The organism is Rhodoferax bucti (genome assembly GCF_005876985.1).
Lineage (GTDB): Bacteria > Pseudomonadota > Gammaproteobacteria > Burkholderiales > Burkholderiaceae_C > Allorhodoferax > Allorhodoferax bucti.
The window spans coordinates 172,292-197,480 of the sequence record NZ_VAHD01000001.1; the positions used below are offsets into that span (position 1 = coordinate 172,292).

Consider the following 25,189-nt stretch of genomic DNA (forward strand, 5'->3'; position numbering starts at 1 on the left):
TCCCGCGCATGCGCAGGAGCGATGCGGGTGATTTATGAGAGCAGCTTGTGCTCGACCAATTTCTTGCGCAGGGTGTTGCGGTTCAGACCCAGCCACTGCGCGGCCTTGGACTGGTTGTTGTCGGCCTGCGCCATCACCACTTCCAGCAAAGGCTTTTCTACAGCACGCACCAGCATGTCATACATGCCGCCGGGCTCGGTGCCATCCAAATCTGCGAAATACGATTCCAAACTGGTGCGCACGCACTCGTCCAAGTGCTTCTTGCTCATGCTGCCAATTCCATCATGTCGTGTCCCCTTGCCTGACCGGTCGCTGTTTCCCGGGCGGGAATGCGGTCCATTTTTTCGTTAAGTTCATCCAAATACGATTCCACCGCCGCGACCTGCGAGACGCTGTCTTCCAACAGATTCATGCGCTGGCGAAAATCCTCGCCCCCCGGCAAATCCTGCAGGTACCAGCCGATGTGTTTGCGCGCCGAGCGCACGCCGATGAACTCGTCATACAGGCTGTAGTGGTCGTGCAGGTGCTCGACCAACAGTCTCTTCAATTCGCTCACCAAGGGTGGCGCAAGATGCGTGCCCGTGGCCAGAAAGTGCGCCACCTCGCGGAAGATCCACGGGTAGCCCTGTGCCGCCCGGCCGATCATGATGGCGTCTGCCCCTGTGGCGGCCAGCACGTCACGCGCCTTCTCGGGCGTGGTGATGTCGCCATTGGCGACCACCGGAATTTTCAGCGCCGCCTTTACCGCCGCAATCGTGTCGTACTCGGCTTGGCCTTTGTAGCCTTGCTCGCGGGTGCGGCCATGCACCGTCACCATCTGCACGCCCGCAGCTTCAGCAGCACGGGCAAGCACCACGGCGTTCTTTTCCGCCTGGCACCAGCCGGTGCGCATCTTGAGGGTGACCGGTACATTGCGCGGTGCACAAGCCTTGACCACGGCTTCCACGATCTCAATCGCGAGTTGCTCGTCTTGCATCAAAGCGGAGCCTGCCCATTTGTTGCACACCTTTTTGGCGGGGCAACCCATGTTGATATCGATGATCTGCGCGCCGCGGTCGATGTTGTACACCGCGGCCTCCGCCATCATGGCTGCCTCGGTGCCGGCTATCTGCACCGCAATCGGGCCGGGCTCGCCGTCGTGGTTGGCGCGGCGCGAGGTCTTGAGGCTGTTCCACAAATCTTTACGCGACGTGACCATCTCACTCACCGCATAGCCCGCACCCAGCTTCTTGCACAACTGGCGGAAAGGCCGGTCCGTCACCCCGGCCATGGGGGCAACAAAGAGGTGATTCGCCAGAGCGAACGGGCCGATGTGCATGAGAGTATGGAAAACGGGGAGGGTTAGAAAACGTGAAGGCCCGCATTGCTGCAGGCCTAAGCTCTATTCTAACTGCTCAAAATTTCAGCAATTGAAATGCAGTGCAGGACGCCATGCACAACCCCTGTGTCTCCCTATACTGGCTGCACCATGGACGCTTGGATACCCCACCTACTGCAACTGCTCGCGCTGCCCGAATACAGCCTGGGCACGGTGTTTGCCGTGTCATTTCTCTCGGCCACCTTGCTGCCCATGGGGTCAGAGCCGGTCGTATTCGGGTTGGTGCATTTACAACCGGACTTGTTTTGGCCCGTGATTGCGGTAGCCACCGTGGGCAACACCTTGGGTGGCGCAGTAACCTGGTGGATGGGCCACGCCGCCAGCCACATTGCCAACCGTTATGGCCACTCGGCCAGCCATGTGCGCGCGCTCGATTGGTTGCGCCGTTTGGGGCCCAAAGCCTGTGTCTTGGCCTGGTTGCCGGTGGTGGGCGACCCCTTGTGTGCCGTGGCCGGCTGGCTCAAGCTGCCCTTCTGGCCCTGTGTGGCCTACATGGCTGTGGGCAAGTTGCTGCGCTACATCACCATGACGGCAGCGCTCACCGGGCTGCTCAAGCTGTGGTGATCGCGACGCGCTGTGCAATGCGCTGCGCCAATTCCATAAAGCCCGCATCGCTCACATCGTCCGTGCCCAAGGCCAGGCCTTGCGCCTCCGCGGTCTTAAGCTGCTGCATAGATCGGTCGTAATAACGGTCGTAGTGCTTGACCAGCAGGTCTTCCACCAAGACTTCGTAGCGCCCGGTGGCGATCAGATTTTTCCACTCCTCGACCTGCGCTTTGCCGCAGGTCGCGCCCAAGCGCTCCAGCTGCTCCACCAGCACCGGGCTGTGCACAAAATAAGCGTAGTCCTGCAGCAAAAAGCGCACGCGTGCAGCCACCGGCACATGCAGCCCCAGCCACTGCCCTTGCTGAATACCTTGGTACACCGCGTCGGGCAGGCGCAGCAAACCAATGCGCTTGCTCTCGGCCTCCACATACACCGGACGGCTTTGGTCGAAGCCGGAGAGGGTGTGCAGGATCTGCGTTTCAAACATTTTTTGCGAGGGCTGCACCTGGTCCGGCAGCCCCCCCAGCACCGAGCCTTTGTGGGCAGCAAGCGCCTCAAGGTTCAGCACTTGCTGGCCCTGCGCCTCCAGCGCTTCCAGCACCTTGGTTTTGCCGGAGCCGGTGGGGCCTGCCAGCACCTGGAAACGGAATTGCCGGGGCACCGTCTCCAGCTCCGTCAGCACATGCCCGCGCCAGGATTTGTAGCCCCCGCTCAGGCGCCGCGCGGTCCACCCCACCTCGTTCAGGATGTGGGTGAAGGCACCGCTACGCTGCCCCCCGCGCCAGCAGTACACCAGCGGCCGCCAATTTTTGGGGTGGGCCGCAAACAGGGTGTCGATATGGTTGGCTACATTGCGCGCCACCAGCACTGCCCCCACCTTGCGCGCCTCAAACGGCGACACCTGCTTGTACAGCGTGCCCACCCGAATGCGCTCTTCATCGTTAAGCACCGGGCAGTTGATGGCCCCGGGAATATGGTCCAACGCGAACTCCCCTGGCGAGCGAGCATCGATCACCGCATCAAAGGACGCGAGCTGCGAAATATCAGCGAAGGTGTGGTTCACAGAGGTCACGTAAAAACTCCTTTAACGGATCAGTACCAGCATCGTGCCCACGACCGTCAGGCCGGCACCCCACCACGCACCTTGGGCAGGCGCACGCCCGAGGCGCCACCACAGCAGGGGCAACACCAGCACCGGAGATACCGACGACAGAATGCCCACCAAGCCGACATTGCCATGCTGCAACGCCAACAAAATCAGGCTCATGCCCAGCCCCATGCCGATCATGCCGCTCAAAGCCACTTTGCCTAGCACCGGCACACTCAAAGCCCCTTGGGTACGGGCAACACCGGCACCAGCCCACAGTAGCACCAGATGCGCCGCACAGGTAACACCTACCCGTATTACGGTGCCTGCCACTGGGTCTACGCCCGACGCCATGACGGGCTTGGCAATCAAGGAGCCAGCGGCCTGGCACAGCGCCGCCAGCAAGCCCATCGCCACCCCAAAAGGCACATGCCCGCGGACTTGCTCTAGGGCATGCGATTCGTCTTTGCGGCTACCGAGCGCAATCGCGGTCATCACGCCGCCCACCACCAAGGTGCCGCCCACCAGGGCCTGCGCACCCATGCGCTCATCCAGCACCCAAAAGCCCAGCAAGGCACTGAACAAAGCGTGGGTGGCAAACAGCACCCCGGTACGGCGGGGGCCCAAGCGATTCATGGAGGCGAAGAGTGCGGTGTCGCCGACAAAAATGCCGATAAGTCCGCTGACCATCAACACCCCGGCTTGCGCCACGGAAATGCTGTGCCAAGCTCCGTTGATCAGCACCACCGGCGCTAGCATGACGAAGACCAGCCCCATGCGCCACCGCGTAAATGCAAACGCGCCCAAATGGCGCGCTTGCGGAGCAGAAATCAGCCCGGTGAGGGCCCAGCAGGCCGCTGCTCCCAGGGCCAACCAGTCGTAGGACAGCGTCACACGGTGCCCAGGGCGTACAGCTTAAGAGCTGAACAAGAAGTTCATCACGTCGCCATCCTTGACAACGTATTCCTTGCCTTCGGCGCGCATCTTGCCGGCATCCTTGGCGCCTTGCTCACCCTTGTGGGCGATGAAGTCATCAAACGCAATGGTTTGGGCGCGGATGTAGCCCTTCTCAAAATCGGTGTGGATCACGCCCGCAGCCTGGGGGCCGGTGTCGCCCACATGGATGGTCCAGGCGCGCACTTCTTTCACACCGGCGGTGAAGTAGGTTTGCAAGCCCAGCAGGCTGTACGCGGAGCGGATCAGGCGGTTCAAGCCCGGCTCGCTCTGGCCCAGTTCCTTCAAGAACTCCAGGCGGTCTGCATCATCCATCTCCGAGAGCTCGGCTTCCATCTTGGCGCAAATAGCCACCACGGGTGCACCTTGGGCTTTGGCAAAAGCAGTCAAGCGATCCAACAACGGGTTGTTTTCAAACCCGTCTTCCGACACGTTGGCCACAAACATGGCGGGCTTGGCGGTAATCAGGAAAAACTGCTTCAACAGCGGCAGCTCTTCCTTGCTGAAGTCCAGCGTACGCACCGGCTTGGCTTCGTTGAGGGCCGCCTGGCATTTCTCCAGAATGGCCACCAGCTTGATGGATTCCTTGTCGCCCGAGCGCGCCAGCTTGGTCACGCGGTGCAGGGCTTTGTCCACCGCGCCCAAGTCGGCCAGGCACAGCTCGGTCTGGATCACTTCGATATCAGCAATCGGGTCGACCTTGCCGGCCACGTGAATCACGTTGTCGTCTTCAAAGCAACGCACCACATTGATGGTGGCGTCGGTTTCGCGGATGTGGGCCAAAAACTTGTTGCCCAGGCCTTCGCCAGTGCTCGCGCCCGCCACCAAACCAGCAATGTCCACAAACTCCACGATGGCCGGAACAATGCGCTCGGGGGTGATGATCTCGGCCAACTGTTGCAGGCGCGGGTCCGGCACTTCCACCACGCCCACATTGGGCTCGATGGTGCAAAACGGGTAGTTTTCTGCAGCAATGCCCGCCTTGGTCAAGGCGTTAAAAAGGGTACTTTTGCCCACGTTGGGCAGGCCTACAATGCCACACTTCAAACTCATAACAAACCTCTAAAAACTGGGTGCCAAGTGTATGCCATACCTGCTCTCCCGCCTGTTGCTGGTATTGGCACTGTGGATGGGCACGGCCGCAGTCCTTGCGGCAAGCACCTGGCCGGTCTCTCCGGAAACCCGCACGCTCGGTGACGGTACCCGCTCGCAGGAGCTGCACGGCCCGGTGCTGCAATGGCTGGAAAAAGGCCGCAGCGCCACCATCGACACCGCCCACGCCACCTCGTTCAACAGTGCACCGGGGTCCAAGGCCTTCGGCCTGGATGCGGACAACACCCTCTGGCTCAAAATCCGTATCGTGCGCGCCAGCGGCAACACCGACCGCTGGACGCTGAACATTCCCCAGCCCTATTTAGATAGCGTCACGCTCTACCAACAGCGCGAAGGCCAATGGCACAGCCAGCGCGCGGGAGACACCCACCCCCAAAGCAGCTGGGCCGTGCGGGGCCCGTACCCGGAGTTCGATTTGTGGCTGCCCGCAGGGCAACCGCAGGATGTGTACTTACAAGTCCGCAATTTCAAACCACTTCCACTGCCCCTGCGCATTGCCACCACCAGCTCCCGGGAGAGCGAGCGCCTGCTGGAGGGCACGGTGTCAGGCGTCGTCCTCGGGTTACTGCTGACCCTGGTGGTGCTCTCGCTGATGCGTTATGCCGACTTTCGCAATATCTCGGACCTCGGGGCTGCGGTGTACAGCCTGCTGGTGGGCGTGTCGCTGGCGCAATTCAACGGTGTGTTGAATGCCCTGGTCTGGGGCGAATCCCCAGCGTGGGCCGACTATGCCAACAGCGTGCTGCCGGTGCTGGCGGTGGGCATGGCCCTGATTTACATGCGGCATTTGTATGCGCTGGCCAGCCACTTCCCGCGCTACGACAAGGTGCTGGGCGCCATGGGCTTGGGAGCCCTGGGTTCGGTGCTCAGCTATGTGCTGGTGGACCGCGCCACCGCCGACACGATTGCCGGTGCGGTGCTGCTGGCCGGCACGGCCACCGGCCTGGTAGCCACCCTGCTGAACTGGCGCGCCGGCTCCCCCATCGGAGCCTGGCTGGTCTGGACCTACGCCCCGCAGCTCACACTGCTGCTGTGGATGACGCTGGAGGCCGGGGGCTACCTGCCCACCTTCTGGCAGCTGCGCTACCTGATGACCCTGGCCGTGGCGGCATCGGTGCCCGCCCTGGTCTACGCCTTGGGCCGCGCCACCCATGACCGCAAAGAAATTGCGCTGCGGGCAGACCACCTGCCCACCCAGGATGCTCTCACCGGGCTGCTCACGCCCAACGCCTTTCAAACCCATCTGGAAGACGCCTACCACCGCGCCATCAGCAGCCGGGAGCCTGTGGCGCTGGTGCTGGTGAATGTGGTTAACCACGAGCACATCCGCGCCAGCATGGGCGACCCGGTGGCCGAGCAATGCCTGCTGCGCGCGGTGATCAAGCTGCACCGCATCCTGCGGGATGTGGACCCGGCGGCCCGGGTGGACAGCGCACGCTTTGCCATGCTGCTCGAAGGCGTGGACAGCCGGCAGGCCCTGACCGAGCGCTTGGTCAAACTGGTGGCATCGGGCCTGATTCCGCTGCAAGGTTTGCAGCCGGAGGTGACGCTACAGTTCCAAGCCGCCTGCGTCATGCTGCACCACAACCCGGTAGAGCCCACCAAGGTGCTGGGCGAGTTGGCGGGGGTACTGGCCAGCATTTCGCCGCGCACCCGCCGGCCCATCCGGTTCCTGGAGCCCGTGCCCACCCAGGCCGCGCCCATGCAAGCGCTGTGACCGCCATGCACCTTTGCCGCTGGCTCCGAGCCCTTGTCTGCCTGGCACTGCTCAGCATGCCGTGGGCACACGCAGAACCCGTTTTTGAACTGCTGGAGCGCAACGAGCAGCACCGGCTGGAAGGCACGCTGCACTACCTGGTGGACACCACCGGACACAGCACCCTGGACGACATCTTGCAGCGCGACCGCGCCAGCTTCTCGCCCACCAGCACCGAGCGCAGCCTGCCCGTGCGGGGCGAGGGCAGTGTGTGGCTGCGCTTCTCACTTGAGCGTGGCCCCGACAGCACCGGCATGGCCTGGACCCTGCACCTGCCCCTGCCCTATCTGGACTACGCCGCCCTGTACCAGCCCGATGGCAAGGGCGGCTGGAGCCGGCAGGTGGCCGGCGACACCGTAGCTGTGGCAACGTGGTCGCGCCCTTTTTTGTACCCGGACTTTGACCTCCAACTGCCCACCCAAGAGCCGGTAGAGGTGTATCTGGAGCTGCGCAACTTCAAGCCCACCCTGGTGCCCTTGCGCGCCGTCCCCGAAAACCGGCGCGACAGCCAGCGAGAGCTGGAGCATCTGCTGATGGGGGGCCTCTTTGGCACGCTGCTCATGCTGGTGGGCGTGTGCGCCATCCACTACGCACAAAGCCGCAGTGCGGACGACGGCTGGTACACCCTCTACACCGCCTTCATGGTGATTGTGGTCACCTGCATGACCGGCATGTCCGGCCTCTGGCTCTGGCCGCACTCGCCCGCCTGGTCTAACTACACCCACCTCGCTATGCCGATTTACGGGCTGAGCGCCACCTTGCTGTTTGTGCGGCAAATGACCTCGCTGGACGCAGGCTTCCCCCGCCTTTCGCAAACCCTTTACGGGGCGGCGGGCTTTGGCATTCCGGTAGCCTTGTTGGGCTTGGCCATAGACCGGGGCGTTGCAGACCTCTTCAACGCCGCGTACCTCACCATCAGCCCCCTACTGCTCTTGGTTGCGACCGTGCAGACCTGGCGGCGTGGCCACGCCATCGGCCGCTGGCTGACACTGGGCTTCGCCCCCATGGCGCTGGCAGCGGTGTACATCGCCCTGCAAATGCTCCAGATCATCCCGGCCTGGTGGGCGTCGCGCTACCTGATGGTGATCGCCGTTGCACTGGCCGTGCCCCTGCTGCAACAGGCCCTGCACCTGCGGGTGCGCGAGCGGCGCGAGGCCCGGGAGCGTGCGAACGCCGTACAAACTCAGGATGCCCTCACCGGCCTGCTGACCCGCCCGCTGTTTGAAGCCCAGGTGGAGCTGGCGATCAAACGGGCGCGCCAGCACCGGGAGCCCTCCGCCATCGTGATGGTGGAAATCGTGAACTACAGCTACCTGCGGGAATCGTATGGCGACGCCATCGCCGAGCAGTGCCTGCTGCGGGCCGCCGTCAAGCTGCACCGTGTGCTGCGCGATGTGGACCCCGCCGGCCGGATCGACACAGCGCACTTCGGCCTGATTCTGGATGGAGTCGCCAACCGCCAAGCACTCACGGAGCGCATGGTGCGCCTGGTGGCCTCGGGCCTGATACCGCTGCCCGGCGTGCGGCCGGAGGTCACCCTGCAGTTTCACATCAGCTGCGCGCTGCTGACCGAAATCGTGCCCGACCAGCGCACCATCCTGCATGAGCTGTCTGACCTGCTGCACCGCATGTCACCGCGCACCCGGCGGCCCATCCGCTTTCTGGAGCCCTCCCCCACCCAGCCGGCAGGCCTGCAACGCAAGCCACCGGAGTCGGACCGCCCCGATCTGGAATCTCAACCGAACCGGTAGGCCCCCGCCACCGCCTGCCCGACGCTCAGCAGGGCCCCTGCGCCGGCTTGCACCACCGCATTCATGCCAAAAGTGATGGCACCGTCCAGGCGGCTGTCCTGCCGGTAGGTTTGCAAGGCATCGCCCACACCGGGGTGGCTTTGGGCGGTGGCCGGATCGATATTGGGAATCGGGCAGCGCGCGCAGGGCTTCACCAGGGCCAGTTGCACCAGCGCGTCCGCGCCCCCACCAGCATTCACGCCCTGCACCTGCAAGGTGCCGATATGGTCCTCGTCATGCGGCTCCAGCCCGCCCAACACCACATTGGGCCGGAAGCGACTCATGCCGGCAGGCGCCAACCCGGCTTGGGCCAGGCGGGAATTGAGCGGCTCCATGGCCGACTCCGTGGTGACAAGCACCGGGTATCCATCCGCAAACTGGGTGTGGTGAGCCGCCCCCTCGGTCCAGCGGGTGCTGCAGGCGCGCTGCACCTGGGGGGCAAAGCGCACCAAGCGCACACCGGTTTGCTGTAGCACTTGTTGCAGCCAGCGGGCCACGGCGTCGCCCATGTCCAAGGCGTCTACCGTGTCATCCCACACCTGCACGCGGCGCAGGGGGCCTTCGGCGTGCAGGGCGATCGCCATGGGCTCCGCACCCGGCGCCTGCAAGACCAGCGCCTCCGCCGTCAACTGCGGCTGCACCAGCGCCATCTGCGCGCAGTCGCGCTGGGTCAGAAACAGCCCTTCGGCGTCCACCACCATCCAGTGGCGGTCCCACTCCAGGCCGGTGTCCAGCAAGCGGGCTTGCTGGACCGCCATGCCGGCCAAGGACTTGACCGGGTAAATCATCAAGGCGGCAATGTGGCCGTGGACATCGGGGCTGAAATTCTCGGGCATGGGGCTTTCCTGGTGGCTAGAGGCTGCATTGTGCACAGCCCTCCTACAATGCCCGCATGGCCCAAACCTATGACATTTGTATCCGCGGCGCCGGTATTGTGGGGCGTACGCTGGCCCTGCATCTGGCGGCCAAACGCTTGCGGGTTGCCCTGGTGGCAGCCCCCACCACCGGCAACGCCCACGAGCCCGATGTGCGGGCCTATGCACTCAACCAGCCCTCCCGCGCCCTGCTGGAAGCCATTCGCTGCTGGCCCACCGACGACAGCGCCACCCCGGTGCTGCACATGGCCGTGGAAGCAGACGCGCAAGCCCAAGTGCACTTTGATGCCGCGGAACAGGCCGTGGACGCCCTGAACTGGATCGTGGACGTGCCCGTGCTGGAGCAACTGCTCGCCCAGGCGGTACAGTTCCAGCCCCAGATTACGGTGGTAGACACCCCGCAGGCCGCCACCCTGACCGTAGTGTGTGAAGGCCGCGCCAGCGCCACACGTGAAGAGTTTGGCGTGGAGTTTGACGCCAGCCGCTATGGCCAATGGGCGGTTGCCGCCCGGGTGGAGAGCGAGCTGCGCCACGGCCAGACCGCGCGCCAATGGTTCAGCGAGGGCGAAATCACCGCCTTGCTGCCGCTGGGCGGCCCCCAGGGGAACTTGCACGCGCTGGTGTGGTCAGTACCTCCTGAGCGCGCCCAAACCCTTCTGGCCTCTACCGACATGGAATTCACCGATGCCCTGCAAACCGCCACCCGCATGGCCGTGGGCAGCTTGCGCCTGTGCAGCGCCCGCGCCAGCTGGCCTTTGCAACATGCGGTTGCACGGCGCTGGGCCGGCACCGCCCAGATAGCAGGCGCCCTGCGTGCCTGGGTACTGGCCGGTGATGCGGCCCACAACGTGCACCCCTTGGCGGGCCAAGGCCTAAACCTGGGCTTGGGCGACGTGGCCGAGCTGGTGAAGGTGTTGGACGGCCGAGGCTACTGGCGCCAGGTGGACGACATGCGCCTGCTGCGCCAGTACGAGCGCGCCCGCAAAGCCGAGTTCGCACTGGTGGGCGGCAGCGGCGATTCGCTGCAACAACTTTTTGCGCACCCGCACACGCTGGTGCAAAGCGCCCGCAGCTGGGGCATGCGGGGCTTCGACAGCCTGCGGCCTGTCAAGCGCTGGGTGGCCCGCCGGGCCATGGGTCTGTGACCCACCGCCAACCTGCCCCCCATTTTTTACCGAAAGTTTTCTGATGCCCACTCCACGCCTCTTCGCCGCCTTCGGGCTCGCCTTTGCCCTGCTGGGCTCCGGCGCTTCCGCCCAGGAAGCCGCCATCCGCGAAGCCATTGCCGTGCGGGTACCGCAGCTCAAGTCGATTGACGAAGTGCGCCCCGCCAAACTGCCGGGCCTGTACGAAATCCGCGTCAACGGCGCCGAGATTTACTACACCGATGCCAAGGGCAACTACCTGATCCAAGGCAATCTGTTTGAGACCAAGGGCCTGCGCAACCTGACTGAGGAGCGCATCAACAAGCTCACCGCCATCAAGTTCAGCACCCTGCCGTTCAAGGACGCTTTCACCATCGTGCGCGGCAACGGCGCGCGCAAGCTGGCGGTGTTTGAAGACCCCAACTGCGGCTACTGCAAGCGCTTTGAGCGCGATTTGCAAAAGATTGACAACGTGACGGTCTACATGTTCCTCTACCCCATTCTCGGCCCGGACTCCACCGACAAGGCCAAGGCCCTGTGGTGCAGCAAAGACAAAGGTCAAGCCTGGCAAGACTGGATGCTGCGCGACCAGCCCGCCCCCGCGGCGGCCGCCATGTGCGACACCACCCCTGTGGCGCGCAATGTGGAGTTCGGCAAAACCTACCGCATCCAAGGCACGCCCACTCTGCTGTTTGAAGACGGCAACCGCGTGCCCGGCGCCATCGATGCCCAGCAGATCGAAAAGCACCTGAAAGACGCCAAGGACTGAGGCGCCCGGGCATCCGCTCTTTCGCAGACGCTCCTGAAAAAACGCTCCTGAATTCATAGCTGCTCGCGCACATCCGGCGGGCGCAAACTGGTGTTTTGGCATGAAAACCTCTTCCAAGCTCCCACGAACCGCAAAATCCCTAGCGAAGGCGTCGCCCCCTCAGGCCGCCGTGCACTACCGGGTGGAGGTGGCGGATCTGCACGCCCACCTGTTCCGGATCACCTTGACGGTGGCGTCGCCGGCCAGCCTGCAAACGCTGCGACTGCCCGCCTGGATTCCCGGCAGCTACCTGCTGCGTGAATTTGCCAAGCACCTGCAAAAGCTGGAATGCCGCCAAGGGGGCAAGCGGGTCGCCGCCGAACAACTCGACAAGGCGACCTGGCAAGCCACCTGCCGCCCCGAACTGCCGCTGGACGTGAGCTATGAGGTCTACGCCTTCGACGCCTCGGTGCGCACCGCCTGGCTGGATGCGCAACGCGGCTTCTTCAACGGCACCAGCCTGTGCCTGCAAGTGCCCGAGGCGGCCGCCCAGCCTCACACGCTGGAAGTGCTGCCGGTAGAGGGCACCCACGGCTGGCAACTCGCCACCGGGCTGGAGCCGGTGCACGTCGACAAAACCGGCTTCGGCCTCTACCGCGCCGCGGACTACGACACCTTGGTGGACTGCCCGGTGGAGATGGGCCCGTTCTGGAGTGGCAGCTTCGAGGTGTTTGGCGTGCCGCACCGTTTTGTGGTGGCAGGCGCCCCGCCCAGCTTCGATGGCGAGCAACTGCTGGCCGACACCCGCGCCATCTGCGAGGCCGAAATGCGCTTCTGGCACGGCAGTGAGCTCGACAGCTATCAAAAAGAGAGCGCCTCGCGCACGCAGAACGTGCGCCAGAGCCCGATTCCATTCAAAAACTACGTTTTCATGCTGGCCGCCGTGCACGACGGCTACGGCGGGCTGGAGCACAAAAACTCCACCGCGCTGATCTGCAACCGCAAAGACCTGCCGCGCCTGCCCCGCAGCACGCTGGCGCCCACCACGCACAAGCAGCCCGAGGGCTACACCACGCTGCTGGGGCTGATCAGCCACGAGTACTTCCACACCTGGAACGTCAAGCGCCTGCGCCCCGCCGAGCTGGCAACGTACGACTACACCCGCGAAAACTACACCAAGCTGCTGTGGTTTTTTGAAGGCTTCACCAGCTATTACGACGACCTGCTGTTGCGCCGCGCCAAGCGCATCGACAACGCGGCCTACCTGAGGCTGCTCTCCAAGACTATCAACCAGGTCAACCAGACGCCCGGCCGCCTGGTGCAAAGCGTGGCCCAAAGCAGCTTTGACGCCTGGGTGAAGTACTACCGGCAGGACGAGAACACCGCCAACGCTACGGTGAGCTACTACACCAAGGGTTCGCTGGTCGGCCTGTGCCTGGACCTGACCCTGCGCGCCGAGGGCAAGACCACGCTGGACGCCGTGATGCGCGGCCTCTGGACGCGTTGCGCCGGCGGCCCCATGACCGAAGCCGACCTGCTGACCGTGCTGCAAGAGCTGGGCGGCCGATCGTTTGCCAAAGACATGGAGCGATGGGTGCACAGCACCAAGGACCTGCCGGTGGCCGAGCTGCTGGAGCAGCACGGCGTGCAAGTGAACCGCGAGCCGGACCAGGTGGCTCAGCAACTGGGCCTGCGCGTCAAGGAGTCCGGCGGGCTGTTTATCCAGCAAGTGCTGCGCGGCGGTGCGGCCGAGAAAGCCGGTTTCGCGGCGGGGGACGAATGGCTGGCCGTGCAAACCGAAGGCGAGCCCTGGCGCATGCAGTCCCTGGACGACCTGACGCTCTACACCGGCAAGGCCAAGAAAGTCACAGCCCTCGTGTCGCGCGACAAGCGGCTGATGAACCTGCACCTCACCCTGCCTGCCGCCAGCCAGGCCGTACGCCTGTCGGTGCGCGATGTGGCGGCGGCCAACAAGTGGCTGGAGAGCGCCGGCTGATCCGGCTCTCCAGCCACCGGGCAGCTATTCGCCGGTAAAGCGGGGAGCGCGCTTCTCGCGGAAGGCCATCACGCCCTCCAAATAATCATGGGTGCGGCCCATGGCACTCTGCGTATCCCGCTCGGCATCCAGCTGTTGGTTCAGGCTGCGGTTGAGCCCATCGCGGAGCAAGTTGCGGGTGGCCACCAGCGCCGTGGTGGGCATGGCGGCCAGGCGCTGCGCCATCTCCAGGGCAGCGGCCACGCAGTCGTCAGCCACCTCCCAGATCAGCCCCCAGTCCTTAGCCTGCGCCGCGGGCAGCGCATCGCCCGTCATGGCCAAGGCGAGTGCGCGGGCCATGCCCAGGCGCTGCGGCATGAACCAGCTGCTACCGGCGTCAGGCACCAGGCCGATCTTGCTGAAGGCCTGAATGAACTTGGCACCCGGCGCAGCAATCGCCACATCACAAGCCAATGCCAGTGAAGCCCCTGCCCCCGCAGCCACGCCATTGACGGCCGCAATCACCGGCATGCGCAAAGCCTGAATACGCCGGGTGGTGGGGTTGAAGGCCTGGTCGATCACGGGGCCGGGATCGGCGCGCTCCACGAGGTTGGGGCCGGGCTCGAAATCGAATTCCGTCAAATCTGCGCCCGCACAAAAGCCACGACCTGCACCGGTAATGACCACGGCACGGATGGCGGAATCCGCTTCTGCGCAGTCCAGCGCCTTCCACAAATCAGCATGCATTTGGCGGGTGAAGCTGTTCAGGCTTGCTGGGCGATTCAAGGTCAGCAAAGCCACTGCGCCCTGTTCGGCGTAGGTGACGGTAGATTCAGAGGAGTTGGTAGGAGTCGTGCCGGCGTCAGTCATGTGCAAACCCTCTTCGCTATAGTGCAAACCATCAAAAAACCGGAGACCTTCATCATGAGCTACGAATGCATCACCACCCGTATCGAAGGCGACAAGGTCGCCGTCATCACGCTCAACCGCCCCAAGCAACTCAACGCCCTGAATGACCAGTTGATGGATGAGCTGGGCGCCGCGCTCAAGGCCTTTGACGCAGACCCCGCCATCGGCTGCATGGTGATCACCGGCAGCGAAAAAGCCTTTGCCGCCGGCGCCGACATCACCGTCATGGCCAAGTTCAGCTTTGCCGACGCCTACAAGGGCGACTTCATCACCCGCAACTGGGAAACCATACGCACTATCCGCAAGCCGGTAATCGCCGCCGTGAGCGGTTTCGCCCTGGGCGGCGGCTGCGAGCTGGCCATGATGTGTGACTTCATCATTGCCGCTGACAACGCCAAGTTCGGCCAGCCCGAGATCAAGCTGGGCATCATCCCCGGGGCAGGCGGCACGCAGCGCCTGCCGCGCGCCGTGGGCAAGGCCAAGGCCATGGACATGGCCCTGACCGGCCGCATGATGGACGCCGCCGAGGCAGAGCGCGCCGGGCTGGTCAGCCGCGTGGTGCCGCTGGACAAGCTGCAGGAAGAAGCGCTGGGCGCCGCGCTGCAAATCTGCGCCTTCTCCCAAGTCGCCACCATGGCGGCCAAAGAGTCGGTCAACCGTGCCTTTGAAGGCACGCTGGCCGACGGCATTGTGTTTGAGCGCCGCCTGTTCCACGCCTTGTTTGCCACCGCCGACCAGAAGGAAGGCATGGACGCTTTTGTGAACAAACGCGCGGCCAACTTTACGCACCAATAAATCTGGCATATAATGCGCGTCTTCGGTCGTATAGCTCAGTTGGTTAGAGCGCAGCATTCATAATGCTGATGTCGGTGGTTCAAGTCCACCTACGACCACCAAACCTGAAAACCCGCAGCGCGCAAGCGCTGCGGGTTTTTCTTTGGGCGCTGCGGCCTTCCGTCGCCCCCACGCCTCGCGTTTGCGGGGTTTTGAGCTCCCCACCGGCAGGCATCAGCGCCCCTTGCTAGAGTCGGCGCCATGCCGGCTCACCCCCAACCCTCCACCACCCGCGCCTTGGTCTGGTTCAAGCGCGATCTGCGCGTGCACGACCACGCGCCGCTGGTGGCTGCGCTGTCGCACACCGACGCACTGGGGCTGTTTGTGATCGAGCCCGAATGGCTGCAGAGCCCGGAGTGCGACGGCAGCCATGTGGACTTTGCACTGGCCTGCCTGAGCGAGCTGCGCAGCGCACTGGCCGCACGCGGCCTGCCCCTGCTGGTGCGCGTGGGCACCATGCAGGCGGTGCTGGCGCAACTGCACGCCGAACTCGGTTTCACCCACCTGCTGAGCCACGAAGAAACCGGGCCGGGCTGGTCGTATGCGCGAGACATCGCGTTGGGCCGCTGGTGCCAGGGGCAAGGCGTGGTGTGGCAAGAGTTCACCCAAACCGGTGTGGTGCGTCGCCTGCGCAGCCGCAGCGGTTGGGCGGGGCGCTGGCAGGCGCGCATGGACGCGCCTTTGGAGTTACTACAAGGCCACTTCACCGCAGCCACATCGCTGGAGCAACCCGACCTGCCGAACTTGGCCGCACTGGGCCTGCAGCCGCATCAAAAAACTCTTCAGGCCGCTGGCGAGCGGGCCGCCCGCCGCACCCTCAAAAGCTTTGTACAGGAGCGTGGCTACGACTACCGCAAAGCCCTCTCCAGCCCCCTGAGCGCGGAAGACGGTTGCAGCCGCCTGAGCCCGCATCTGGCCTTCGGCACCTTGTCCCTGCGCACCGTACACCAGGCCACCGAGGTTGCTATCGGCCACACCCCGGACCGCTCGTTGGCCTATAGCCTGCGCGGCTTCGCGGGGCGGCTGCGCTGGCACTGCCATTTCATGCAGAAGCTCGAAGACGAGCCCGACATTGAATTCCACAACTTCGCCCGCGCCTGTGACGGCCTGCGCGAAGACGAGTTCAACGACGCACACTTTGCCGCTTGGTGCGAGGGCCGCACCGGCTACCCCATGGTGGACGCCTGCATGCGCTCGCTCAAGGCCACCGGCTGGCTCAACTTTCGCATGCGCGCCATGCTGGTGAGCTTTAGCAGTTACCACCTGTGGCTGCACTGGCGCGAGCCGGGCCTGTTTCTGGCCCGGCAGTTTTTGGACTTTGAGCCCGGCATCCACTGGAGCCAGATGCAGATGCAAAGCGGCACCACCGGCATCAACACGCTGCGCATGTACTCACCCACCAAACAGGCACAAGACCAGGACCCCGAGGGCCTGTTCATCCGCCGCTGGGTGCCGGAGCTGGCCCGCGTGCCGCTGCCCTACCTGGCCGAGCCGTGGAAGATGGACATCAGCGTGCAGAGCATGGCGGGCTGCCACATAGGGCATGACTACCCGGCCCCGGTGGTCGAGGACAAAGCCGCCATGAAAGCAGCCAAAGATCGCATGTACGGCCTGCGCCAGACCGAGCAAGCCCGTGCGGAGGCGGGCGACGTGCAAGCCCGCCACGGATCGCGCAAAAGCGGGCTGCCGCAAACCGGCCAACGGCGTGCCGCCAGCCGCAAGGCCTCTGCGCCACCCGACGCCGCCGCCCCATCCCCCCAAGGCGATTTGTTTGCCTGAGCCCCCCAGCCAACCTCCCATGAAAAACGACTTCAAAGGCAACAAGCAGTTCCTGCCCAGCAAGCCATGTGCCGTGTGCGGCCGCACCATGACCTGGCGCAAGGCCTGGGCGAAGAACTGGGAATCGGTGCTGTATTGCTCCGACGCCTGCCGCGCCAAAAAGTCGGAGAAAAAGCCCCATGTCTAACACCATCGCTAACGCGCCCCCTGCCCTGCCCGCGAAAGTGCGCCACCTCGTCATCGTGCTGGGCGACCAGCTGGATGCCGATTCCACCGCCCTGCAAGATTTCGACCTTACGCAAGACGTGGTGTGGATGGCCGAGGTGGCGGAGGAAAGCACGCATATGTGGTCTGCCAAGCAGCGTACGGCCGTGTTTTTGAGCGCCATGCGGCACTTTGCGCAGGCGCTGCAAGCCCGCGGCTACCCGGTGGCCTACACCCGGCTGGATGACGCCAGCAACGCGGGCACGTTGGCCTTGCAACTGCAGCAGGCCATCACCGCACTGCAACCTGCGGCGCTGGTGATGACCGCCCCCGGCGACTGGCGGGTACTGCACGCGCTGCGGGCCATTGCAACCCAGCACGCACTGCCGCTGGACCTGCGCGACGACACCCATTTCTACAGCACCGTGCGCGACTTCGCCGCCCACGCCAAAGGCCGCAAGCAGCTGCGGCTGGAATACTGGTACCGCGAGCTGCGGCAAAAGCACGGCATCTTGATGGACGACGGTGCGCCCTGCGGCGGGCAGTGGAACTTTGATGCCGATAACCGCGAGTCCTTCGGCAAAGAGGGCCCGCAGCACGTGCCCCCGCCCACCCGCTTTGCGCCGGATGCCATCACGCAAGAGGTGATCGCCCTCGTCAACACCCGGTTTGCCGCGCACCCCGGCAAGCTGGACACCTTTGGATGGCCGGTAACGCGCGAGCAAGCCCTGCAGGTACTGCACGCATTCATCACCGAGCGCTTGCCGCTGTTCGGCAAATTTGAGGACGCCATGTGGGCCGGCGAGGCCTGGCTCTACCACTCGCACCTGAGCTGCGCGCTCAATCTCAAACTGCTCAACCCCCGCGAGGTGCTGCAGGCGGCCGAAGCTGCCTTTCGGCAGGGCCACGCACCACTGGCGGCGGTAGAGGGCTTTGTGCGGCAAATCTTGGGCTGGCGCGAATATGTGCGGGGCATCTACTGGACCCGCATGCCCGACTACCTGGCGCTCAACGCGCTGGACGCACAGGCCGAACTCCCCGCGTGGTACTGGACGGGTGAGACCGACATGGCCTGCCTGCGCGACGCCATCACCCAAACCCTGGAGCACGGCTACGCCCACCACATACAGCGCCTCATGGTGACCGGCCTGTATGCCCTGCTGCTCGGGGTGAAGCCGCAGGCCGTACATGCCTGGTACCTGGCGGTGTACGTGGATGCGGTGGAGTGGGTGGAGCTGCCCAACACCCTGGGCATGAGCCAGTTCGGGGATGGGGGCATCATGGCCAGCAAGCCCTATGTGGCCAGCGGCAAATACATCCAGCGCATGAGCAACCATTGCAAGGGCTGCCGCTATGACCCGGCGCAATCTACCGGCGCACAGGCCTGCCCCTTCACCACGCTGTACTGGGACTTTCTGGCCCGCCATGAAGCACTGCTCAAGAAAAACCCGCGCATGGCCATGCAACTCAAAAACCTCGCCCGGCTGGATGATCCGGCGCGCGAAGCCATTGCCGCCCAAGCCACCGCCCACCGTGCGGCACAGGCAGTGAGCACACCGGCTGCCCCTACAACCCCATGAACACATTCACCCCCACGCGCGAGGCTGCGCTGGCCCAACTGGCCACCGTCAACCCCGAGGCCTATGCCCGCAGCCGTAATTTTCTGGAGGGCGCTGTCACCCGCCTCTCGCCCTACCTCACCCACGGCCTGCTGAGCCTGCGCGAGGTATATGCGGCGGTGCACGCCCGCCACCCGCTGGCGGCGCAGCACAAGCTGGTATTTGAGCTGGGCTGGCGGGCCTACTACCGGCACGTGTGGGCGCACCGGGGGGAGGGCATTTTGCAATCGCTGCACGCCGGCCTGCACCCAGAGGCTGCGTATGGCACCACGATGCCAGCAGATGTGCTGGAGGCTCGCACCGGCATTCCCGCCATCGACCTCGCGGTGCGCACCCTTTATGCCAACGGCTATGTGCACAACCACGCCCGCATGTGGCTGGCCAGCTACCTGGTGCACCTGCGCAAGGTGCACTGGCGGGTGGGCGCGCAGTGGATGCTGGGCTACCTGCTCGACGGCGATGTGGCGAGCAACAGCCTGAGCTGGCAGTGGGTGGCCGGCACTGGCAGCGTGAAGCCCTATCTGTTCAACGCCGAGAACGTTGCCAAATACGCGCCCGCGCCGTGGCACAGCTTTGGCACCGTGCTGGACACGACCTATGAAGCACTGGACGCCATCGCCCGCGCGCCCCAAGCCGTGCACCCGGAGTCGCTGGCACCTTCTTGCACGGGCTTGGCGCCACCTGCCCTGCACACCAGCCCGTTGACTGGTGACGAAGCCACTGCGCGGGCCTGGCAAGACCCCACTGCGGTGGACCCGGCAGCGCTGCAAGGTCGCGATGTGTGGCTGCACCACCCGTGGGCCCTGCACGCAGACCCGGCGCTTGCGCCTGCGGATGCCGCGCACATCGGGGTAGGCTTTGCCGAATGCCACGCTGCCGGCCCCTGGAGCGCCCAGCGCTGGGGCTTTGTCAGCGAGGGCTTGCAAGCCACCACAGCGCAGCGCTGGTGGGGCAGCCCGCAAGCGATGGCCCATGCCCTGCGCCATGCGCGCTCGGTGCACTGGCACCCGGACCCGCATGGGGATGCGGCCTTGGCCCAGCTGGCCAACGCCTTGCGGAACCACAGCCCAGCCACCCGCACCGGGCCTGTCGAGGTGCCGGCGCTGTTTGGCACGGTGGAGCCTCTGTGCCCCAGCTTTGCCAGCTGGTGGAAACAGGCGCCACTCCTTGCCTGATCTTCTGGCCTGATCGCCTTGCCTAAGCGGCACGCACGGTAAAATCGCGCCCTTCGTTCACAGCCTCTGGATACACACCATGAACCGCTGCCTCTCTCTCTGCGCTCTGTCGCTCACCCTGCTGGGCACTGGCGCGCAGGCGCAAACCGGCACCACCAGCCAAAACCTCACCACCACCGATGGCACTGTTGTGGCGGTGCGCACCTTTCCGGCCAACGCCCTGCGCGGCACGCTGGTCGTGGTCGCGCCCCCTGAAGTGACCCTGGACGGAACCGTGGACCGGCTCTCGCCCGGCTCCCGCATCCGCGGGCTGAACGGCATGTTCGCCCTGTCGGGCTCGCTAGTCGGGCAAAGCTTGCCCGTGATGTACACCCGCGAGCCCAACGGCATGCTGCACGACGTGTGGGTGCTCACCGCGCTGGAAGCCCAGCTCATTCCGGCCAAGCCGTCGTACTCCAAGTAAGCCACCCGGCGCCCAGGCCTCAAGCCTCTGGGCACTTGCAGGGTGCAGAAATTACAAGCCTTTAAAGCCTCTAGCGCCCGCAGAATATGCGCAAGCAGCTCTCAAATTCATAGCATTCAAGCGAATCCATCATGTCCAAAAAAGTCTTTATCAAAACCTTCGGCTGCCAGATGAACGAGTACGACTCGGACAAGATGGCCGACGTGCTGGGCGCCGCCCAAGGCTACGAGCCCACCGACGATGTGGAGCAGGCCGACCTCATCCTCTTCAACACCTGCTCAGTGCGCGAGAAGGCGCAAGAGAAGGTGTTCAGCGACCTGGGCCGCATCAAGCACCTCAAAGCCAAGGGCGTGCAAATTGGCGTGGGCGGCTGCGTGGCCAGCCAGGAAGGCGCTGAGATCATCAAGCGCGCGCCTTATGTGGACGTGGTGTTCGGCCCGCAAACCCTGCACCGCCTGCCCGAGATGCTCAACGCTCGCAAGGCGCTGGACAAACCGCAGGTGGACATCAGCTTCCCCGAGATTGAAAAGTTCGACCACCTGCCCCCGGCCAAAGTGGAGGGCGCCAGCGCGTTTGTGAGCATCATGGAGGGCTGCAACAAATACTGCAGCTACTGCGTGGTGCCCTACACCCGCGGCACCGAAATCAACCGCCCGTTTGAAGATGTACTGGTAGAGATTGCCGGCCTGGCCGACCAAGGCGTGAAAGAGGTCAACCTGCTGGGCCAAAACGTGAACGCCTGGCGCCACACCATGGGCGACTCGGGCGAGATGGCCGACTTTGCCACCCTGCTCGAATATGTGAGCGACATCCCCGGCATCGAGCGCATCCGCTACACCACCAGCCACCCCAACGAGTTCACGCCCAGCCTGATTGCGGCCTACGAGAAGTTGCCCAAACTGGTGAGCCACCTGCACCTGCCGGTGCAGCACGGCAGCGACAAGATTTTGATGGCCATGAAACGCGGCTACACCGCCATGGAATACAAGAGCACCATCCGCAAGCTGCGCGCCATCCGACCGGAGCTGTCGGTGAGCTCGGACTTCATTGTCGGCTTCCCCGGGGAAACGGAAGACGACCACGCCAAGCTGATGAAGCTGATGGACGACATCGGCTTTGACAACTCATTCAGCTTCATCTTCAGCCCCCGCCCCGGCACGCCCGCTGCCAACCTGCATGACGACACACCGCACGAGGTGAAGCTGCGCCGCCTGCAAGAGGTGCAGGCGAATATCAACGCCAACATCGCCCGCATCAGCGAGCAGCGCCTGGGCACGGTGCAGCGCATTCTGGTGGAAGGCGGTAGCAAGCGCGACAACGGCGAGCTGATGGGCCGCACCGAGTGCAACCGCGTAGTCAACTTCGCCGGCCACCCACGCCTGATCGGCCAGTTGGTGGACGTGCGCATCACCGAAACCCGCAGCTACACGCTGCGCGGCGAGGTGTTGACGGTGGAGCACATGCCCACTTAGTTACAACGCCAGCGCGCTGAGAACGCAGCACCACAGTTACCCGAACGGACTATGGTTACCCCTGACTTATGCGGGGATACTCTTTGTAACAAAACATACACAGGGAGTTTGCATGAGTCAGGTTCGTTCTGGCGTGGTTGCGGTCGCGACCATGCTTTCTTTGGTGGCTGCGTCCCCCGCTTTGGCAGCGTCAGCGTCTTTCGCATCCATTTCCAATTTCACCGTATCGGTCGACACCGGCTTGAGCAGCTTTCAAGCTAGCAACCCCGCAATCAGCTTGAGCGTGGACCTCAAAGACGCCAACGGCGTCACATTGCTTTCCGACACACGCATCACCTCGAGCAACGATCCCCTGGCTGTTAGCAACACCAGCAGCAACGCAACGGCACAAATCAGCGGCGACGACTTCAGCACTGCCGTTTTTCTGGCCAAAGGAAATAGCGACAACGACAACCGCTACAACTCCATCGCCTACGCCAGCCTGAGCTTTACGTTGGGAGCGCACAGCAGCATTACTTTTGGTGCGCTCTCATCCTTGAGTTCCCACTATGAAAAAGGCTTGGGTGAAAGTGGCTACGCCGGCACGTACTTTGAAATACGCGATGCTTTGCCTGCTTCGTCCGTGCAAAGCGACAGCCTCACGTATGCAAGTGACCTGCTGACCACACCACTCAGCACCAGTTTCAACAACGACACCGACGCAACCGTTACCAAGATGCTGGTCATCGGCGCTTTTGTGCAAGGTGAGAGCTTTCCCGTGACACCAGTCCCCGAGCCAGAAACCTACGCCATGTTGTTGGCTGGTCTGGGGCTGATGGGTGCAGTGGCACGCCGCCGTCAAACAAAAATTAATTGAACCAGGGTGAATCCAATGAAAAAAATCAGCACAACGATCGCCAGTTTCCTTTTAAGCGTAAGCGCTATAGCAGCACCCGTTACCGTCACGACGTCCGCCAATTTGGTAGGGCAATACGACCTCGTGGATAGCGGAGAGCAAACCTACATCGGTGCAAATACGTTCGATTACCGAAACCACCTGACAACCACAACAGCGAGCATTTTGGGAAATTTTCAAGATGGAGCATCGGGTCAGTGGTACCAGCAGACGCTGTTCACACAAACCTATAGCTACGACTATTCCGTACAAGACTATTCAATTTTTTATCAAGCCGCGAACGTTTATGTGAATTCCGTCGTAGGAGACCAGTGGATTGAAATGTCCATGAAAAATACAACGGGCAACACCCTCACATACTCAACTACTCTCAACGCAACACTGGGGAATAAAACTTCTCCTCGCGGAAACCTGCAATACGTCACCCCAGGCTTCGGAGTATCACTAGACGGAGGCCCCATCACCAGTTTCATGCCCAACTGGGCAAGTGGAGGAACCAATGCTAATTTCTACGAAACAGGCGTCACAGACAGTGAGGTGAGTGTGGTTGCAGAAGCGACCGATGGTGGAGCCCTCTCCTTCCTCCAAATTTACATGTACAAAGATACGGCCATTGGGTCCATACGAACTGAGCACTACAGTCAAGTCTCTAACCAATGGTCTGAACGAATCGCCATTTCCGCCCCCGTGCCCGAACCCGAAACCTACGCCATGCTGCTGGCTGGTCTGGGGCTGATGGGTGCCGTGGCACGCCGCAAAAACAAAGCAAACGCCTGAGTATTCAACGCCTTATGCCAAGGGCTCCTGCGGGAGCCCTTTTTGCTTTTGGCTTGCCCTAAGTCAAGAAAAATTCAAGGGTAAACCCGCACGCCAAACGTAAGATGAGCCGCACCGGAGCCGCCGCGCGCCGGACACCTTTACGCCCCCGGAGTTTTTGAACATGTCATCGGCACCCCGCATCCAACACCCCGCCTTTCAGGCCAAGATCATGTCGGCCGAGGCTGCGGCCGCCCTCATCCCTGCGGGGGCTAATGTGGGCATGAGCGGCTTCACCGGCTCGGGCCACCCCAAGGCCGTGCCCCAGGCACTGGCCCAGCGGATGGAGGCCTTGCACGCCAAGGGTGAAGACTTCCAGATCGGCCTGTGGACTGGTGCCTCCACCGCGCCCGAGCTGGACGGCGCGCTCGCCAAGGCCCACGGCGTGTCCATGCGCCTGCCTTACCAATCGGACCCCACAGTGCGCAAGCAGATCAACGCGGGGCAAATGCAGTACACCGACATCCACCTCTCACACGTGGCGCAGCTGGCGTGGTTTGGCTTTTTGGGGCCGCTCAAAGTCGCGGTCGTCGAAGTGGCGGGCGTCCTGCCGGATGGGCGGCTGATCCCCGCGTCCTCAGTGGGTAACAACAAAACCTGGCTGGACCTTGCCGACCACATCATTCTGGAAGTGAACCACCAGCAGCACCCCGGACTGGAGGGCATGCACGACATTTATTACGGCACCCGCATTCCGCCGCACCGCCAGCCCATCCCATTGGTGGCGCCCGGTGACCGCATTGGCGACTGCTACCTGCACTGCGACCCGGCCAAGGTAATTGCGGTGGTGGAAACCAGCGAGCACGACCGCAACTCCCCCTTCACGCCACCGGATGCCACGTCGGAGCGCATTGCCGGCCACATCATCAACTTTTTGCAGCAAGAGGTGAGCGCCGGCCGCCTGCCCGCGGACCTGCTGCCCTTGCAAAGCGGCGTTGGCAATATTGCCAACGCGGTGCTCATCGGCTTAAACAGGGGCCCGTTCAACAACCTCAGCGCCTACACCGAGGTGCTGCAAGACGGCATGCTGGAGATGATCAAGTCCGGCAAGCTGACCATGGCCTCGGCCACGGCGCTGTCCTTCAGCCCGGCGGCCTTGGAAGAGTTCAACGCCAACATCGACTTCTACCGCGAGCGCATCGTGCTGCGCCCGCAAGAGATGAGCAACCACCCCGAAGTCATCCGCCGCCTGGGCCTGATTGCCATGAACGCGATGATCGAGGCTGACATCTACGGCAATGTGAACTCCACCCACATCATGGGCAGCAGCATCATGAATGGCATTGGCGGCTCAGGCGACTTTGCGCGCAATGCCTACCTCTCCTTCTTCATGACGCCCTCCACCGCCAAGGACGGCGCTATCTCCTGCATCGTGCCCATGGTCTCGCACACCGACCACACCGAGCACGATGTGGAAATCATCGTTACCGAACAAGGCCTGGCCGACCTGCGCGGCAAGTCCCCCACGCAGCGGGCCCAGCTCGTCATCGAGAACTGCGCCCACCCCGACTTCCGCCCCGCCCTGCGCGACTACTTCAACCGCGCCCTGCAAGAAGCCCCTGGCCGCCACACCCCGCACATCCTGAGCGAGGCGCTGTCGTGGCACGACCGGTTTGTGAAGACCGGGCGGATGCTTTGATTTGCTATTGAATTAGG

At 63.6% G+C, this 25,189-nt stretch carries 23 protein-coding genes and 1 tRNA gene; 17 read left to right on the top strand and 7 right to left on the bottom strand.

Annotated features, from left to right (window positions below; all coding sequences use genetic code 11):
* Positions 1 to 32 precede the first annotated feature (32 nt).
* Positions 33 to 269, bottom strand: a complete 237-nt coding sequence (locus FDM28_RS00825) for a Fis family transcriptional regulator (protein WP_087496349.1) — start codon at positions 267 to 269, stop codon at positions 33 to 35.
* Positions 266 to 1,318 (bottom strand): tRNA dihydrouridine synthase DusB, encoded by a 1,053-nt coding sequence (gene dusB / locus FDM28_RS00830; protein ID WP_138512108.1) that lies wholly within the window; start codon positions 1,316 to 1,318, stop codon positions 266 to 268. Before dusB ends, FDM28_RS00825 begins: the two co-directional genes overlap by 4 nt.
* Before the next feature lie 150 nt (positions 1,319 to 1,468).
* On the opposite strand from dusB, the gene FDM28_RS00835 reads away from it, so the two are divergent.
* The gene (locus FDM28_RS00835) at positions 1,469 to 1,942 is read left to right on the top strand and encodes a YqaA family protein (RefSeq protein ID WP_138512110.1); all 474 of its coding nucleotides are present in this window, start codon (positions 1,469 to 1,471) and stop codon (positions 1,940 to 1,942) included.
* On the opposite strand, the gene mnmH is transcribed toward FDM28_RS00835, so the two are convergent.
* The 3 genes from mnmH to ychF are packed head-to-tail and all read right to left on the bottom strand — an operon-like array spanning position 1,929 to position 5,018.
* Positions 1,929 to 2,996, bottom strand: a complete 1,068-nt coding sequence (gene mnmH, locus FDM28_RS00840) for a tRNA 2-selenouridine(34) synthase MnmH (RefSeq protein WP_206021887.1) — start codon at positions 2,994 to 2,996, stop codon at positions 1,929 to 1,931. The genes FDM28_RS00835 and mnmH overlap by 14 nt on opposite strands.
* Before the next feature lie 12 nt (positions 2,997 to 3,008).
* Positions 3,009 to 3,905 carry a DMT family transporter gene (locus FDM28_RS00845; RefSeq protein WP_138512114.1) on the bottom strand — a complete coding sequence of 299 codons (897 nt, stop codon included), beginning with the start codon at positions 3,903 to 3,905 and terminating at the stop codon, positions 3,009 to 3,011.
* A gap of 21 nt (positions 3,906 to 3,926) precedes the next feature.
* Complete coding sequence (ychF, locus tag FDM28_RS00850) at positions 3,927 to 5,018, bottom strand: redox-regulated ATPase YchF (protein WP_138512116.1); 1,092 nt, start codon at positions 5,016 to 5,018, stop codon at positions 3,927 to 3,929.
* A gap of 31 nt (positions 5,019 to 5,049) precedes the next feature.
* On the opposite strand from ychF, the gene FDM28_RS00855 reads away from it, so the two are divergent.
* Both FDM28_RS00855 and FDM28_RS00860 read left to right on the top strand, forming a co-directional pair.
* Complete coding sequence (locus FDM28_RS00855; RefSeq protein WP_138512118.1) at positions 5,050 to 6,795, top strand: sensor domain-containing diguanylate cyclase; 1,746 nt, start codon at positions 5,050 to 5,052, stop codon at positions 6,793 to 6,795.
* Between the two features lie 56 nt (positions 6,796 to 6,851).
* Positions 6,852 to 8,585 carry a sensor domain-containing diguanylate cyclase gene (locus tag FDM28_RS00860; RefSeq protein ID WP_170211558.1) on the top strand — a complete coding sequence of 578 codons (1,734 nt, stop codon included), beginning with the start codon at positions 6,852 to 6,854 and terminating at the stop codon, positions 8,583 to 8,585.
* Here FDM28_RS00860 and FDM28_RS00865 read toward each other — a convergent pair.
* The gene (locus FDM28_RS00865; protein WP_138512122.1) at positions 8,570 to 9,460 is read right to left on the bottom strand and encodes an MOSC domain-containing protein; all 891 of its coding nucleotides are present in this window, start codon (positions 9,458 to 9,460) and stop codon (positions 8,570 to 8,572) included. The genes FDM28_RS00860 and FDM28_RS00865 overlap by 16 nt on opposite strands.
* Before the next feature lie 56 nt (positions 9,461 to 9,516).
* Here FDM28_RS00865 and FDM28_RS00870 point away from each other — a divergent pair, with 56 nt between their 5' ends.
* The 3 genes from FDM28_RS00870 to FDM28_RS00880 all read left to right on the top strand — a co-directional run bounded on the left by FDM28_RS00870 (position 9,517) and on the right by FDM28_RS00880 (position 13,388).
* Positions 9,517 to 10,644: an FAD-dependent monooxygenase gene (locus tag FDM28_RS00870; RefSeq protein WP_138512124.1), complete on the top strand. Its 1,128-nt coding sequence runs from the start codon at positions 9,517 to 9,519 to the stop codon at positions 10,642 to 10,644.
* 43 nt (positions 10,645 to 10,687) lie between these two features.
* Positions 10,688 to 11,413 carry a DsbC family protein gene (locus FDM28_RS00875; RefSeq protein ID WP_138512126.1) on the top strand — a complete coding sequence of 242 codons (726 nt, stop codon included), beginning with the start codon at positions 10,688 to 10,690 and terminating at the stop codon, positions 11,411 to 11,413.
* Between the two features lie 100 nt (positions 11,414 to 11,513).
* Positions 11,514 to 13,388: a M61 family metallopeptidase gene (locus tag FDM28_RS00880; protein ID WP_138512128.1), complete on the top strand. Its 1,875-nt coding sequence runs from the start codon at positions 11,514 to 11,516 to the stop codon at positions 13,386 to 13,388.
* A 24-nt stretch (positions 13,389 to 13,412) separates the two neighbouring features.
* Here FDM28_RS00880 and FDM28_RS00885 read toward each other — a convergent pair whose 3' ends face one another.
* A complete protein-coding gene (locus FDM28_RS00885; protein ID WP_138512130.1) occupies positions 13,413 to 14,237 on the bottom strand; it encodes an enoyl-CoA hydratase-related protein in 825 nt (274 codons plus the stop codon).
* Positions 14,238 to 14,291: 54 nt separating this feature from the next.
* Between FDM28_RS00885 and FDM28_RS00890 the strand changes: the two genes are divergently transcribed.
* The 11 genes from FDM28_RS00890 (at position 14,292) to FDM28_RS00940 (ending at position 25,172) form a co-directional block, all read left to right on the top strand.
* Entirely contained in the window at positions 14,292 to 15,071 is a 780-nt protein-coding gene (locus FDM28_RS00890) for an enoyl-CoA hydratase (RefSeq protein ID WP_138512132.1), read from the top strand.
* A gap of 24 nt (positions 15,072 to 15,095) precedes the next feature.
* Positions 15,096 to 15,172: transfer RNA gene (locus FDM28_RS00895), tRNA-Met, on the top strand.
* A gap of 139 nt (positions 15,173 to 15,311) precedes the next feature.
* Positions 15,312 to 16,889 carry an FAD-binding domain-containing protein gene (locus FDM28_RS00900; RefSeq protein ID WP_138512134.1) on the top strand — a complete coding sequence of 526 codons (1,578 nt, stop codon included), beginning with the start codon at positions 15,312 to 15,314 and terminating at the stop codon, positions 16,887 to 16,889.
* A gap of 19 nt (positions 16,890 to 16,908) precedes the next feature.
* Positions 16,909 to 17,076 (top strand): DUF2256 domain-containing protein, encoded by a 168-nt coding sequence (locus FDM28_RS00905; RefSeq protein WP_138512135.1) that lies wholly within the window; start codon positions 16,909 to 16,911, stop codon positions 17,074 to 17,076.
* Entirely contained in the window at positions 17,069 to 18,673 is a 1,605-nt protein-coding gene (locus FDM28_RS00910) for a cryptochrome/photolyase family protein (protein ID WP_206021888.1), read from the top strand. Before FDM28_RS00905 ends, FDM28_RS00910 begins: the two co-directional genes overlap by 8 nt.
* Positions 18,670 to 19,887 (top strand): FAD-binding domain-containing protein, encoded by a 1,218-nt coding sequence (locus FDM28_RS00915; protein WP_138512137.1) that lies wholly within the window; start codon positions 18,670 to 18,672, stop codon positions 19,885 to 19,887. The genes FDM28_RS00910 and FDM28_RS00915 overlap by 4 nt, the downstream gene beginning before the upstream one ends.
* Before the next feature lie 79 nt (positions 19,888 to 19,966).
* A complete protein-coding gene (locus FDM28_RS00920; RefSeq protein WP_240791861.1) occupies positions 19,967 to 20,350 on the top strand; it encodes a hypothetical protein in 384 nt (127 codons plus the stop codon).
* Between the two features lie 131 nt (positions 20,351 to 20,481).
* The gene (miaB, locus tag FDM28_RS00925) at positions 20,482 to 21,822 is read left to right on the top strand and encodes a tRNA (N6-isopentenyl adenosine(37)-C2)-methylthiotransferase MiaB (RefSeq protein WP_138512139.1); all 1,341 of its coding nucleotides are present in this window, start codon (positions 20,482 to 20,484) and stop codon (positions 21,820 to 21,822) included.
* 112 nt (positions 21,823 to 21,934) lie between these two features.
* On the top strand, positions 21,935 to 22,678 hold the full coding sequence (locus tag FDM28_RS17820) for a PEP-CTERM sorting domain-containing protein (RefSeq protein WP_240791862.1): 744 nt from the start codon (positions 21,935 to 21,937) through the stop codon (positions 22,676 to 22,678).
* Positions 22,679 to 22,693: 15 nt separating this feature from the next.
* Positions 22,694 to 23,494: a PEP-CTERM sorting domain-containing protein gene (locus FDM28_RS17825; protein ID WP_240791863.1), complete on the top strand. Its 801-nt coding sequence runs from the start codon at positions 22,694 to 22,696 to the stop codon at positions 23,492 to 23,494.
* A gap of 163 nt (positions 23,495 to 23,657) precedes the next feature.
* Positions 23,658 to 25,172, top strand: coding sequence for an acetyl-CoA hydrolase/transferase family protein (locus FDM28_RS00940; RefSeq protein ID WP_138512141.1), 1,515 nt, complete (start codon positions 23,658 to 23,660; stop codon positions 25,170 to 25,172).
* Positions 25,173 to 25,189 lie beyond the last annotated feature (17 nt).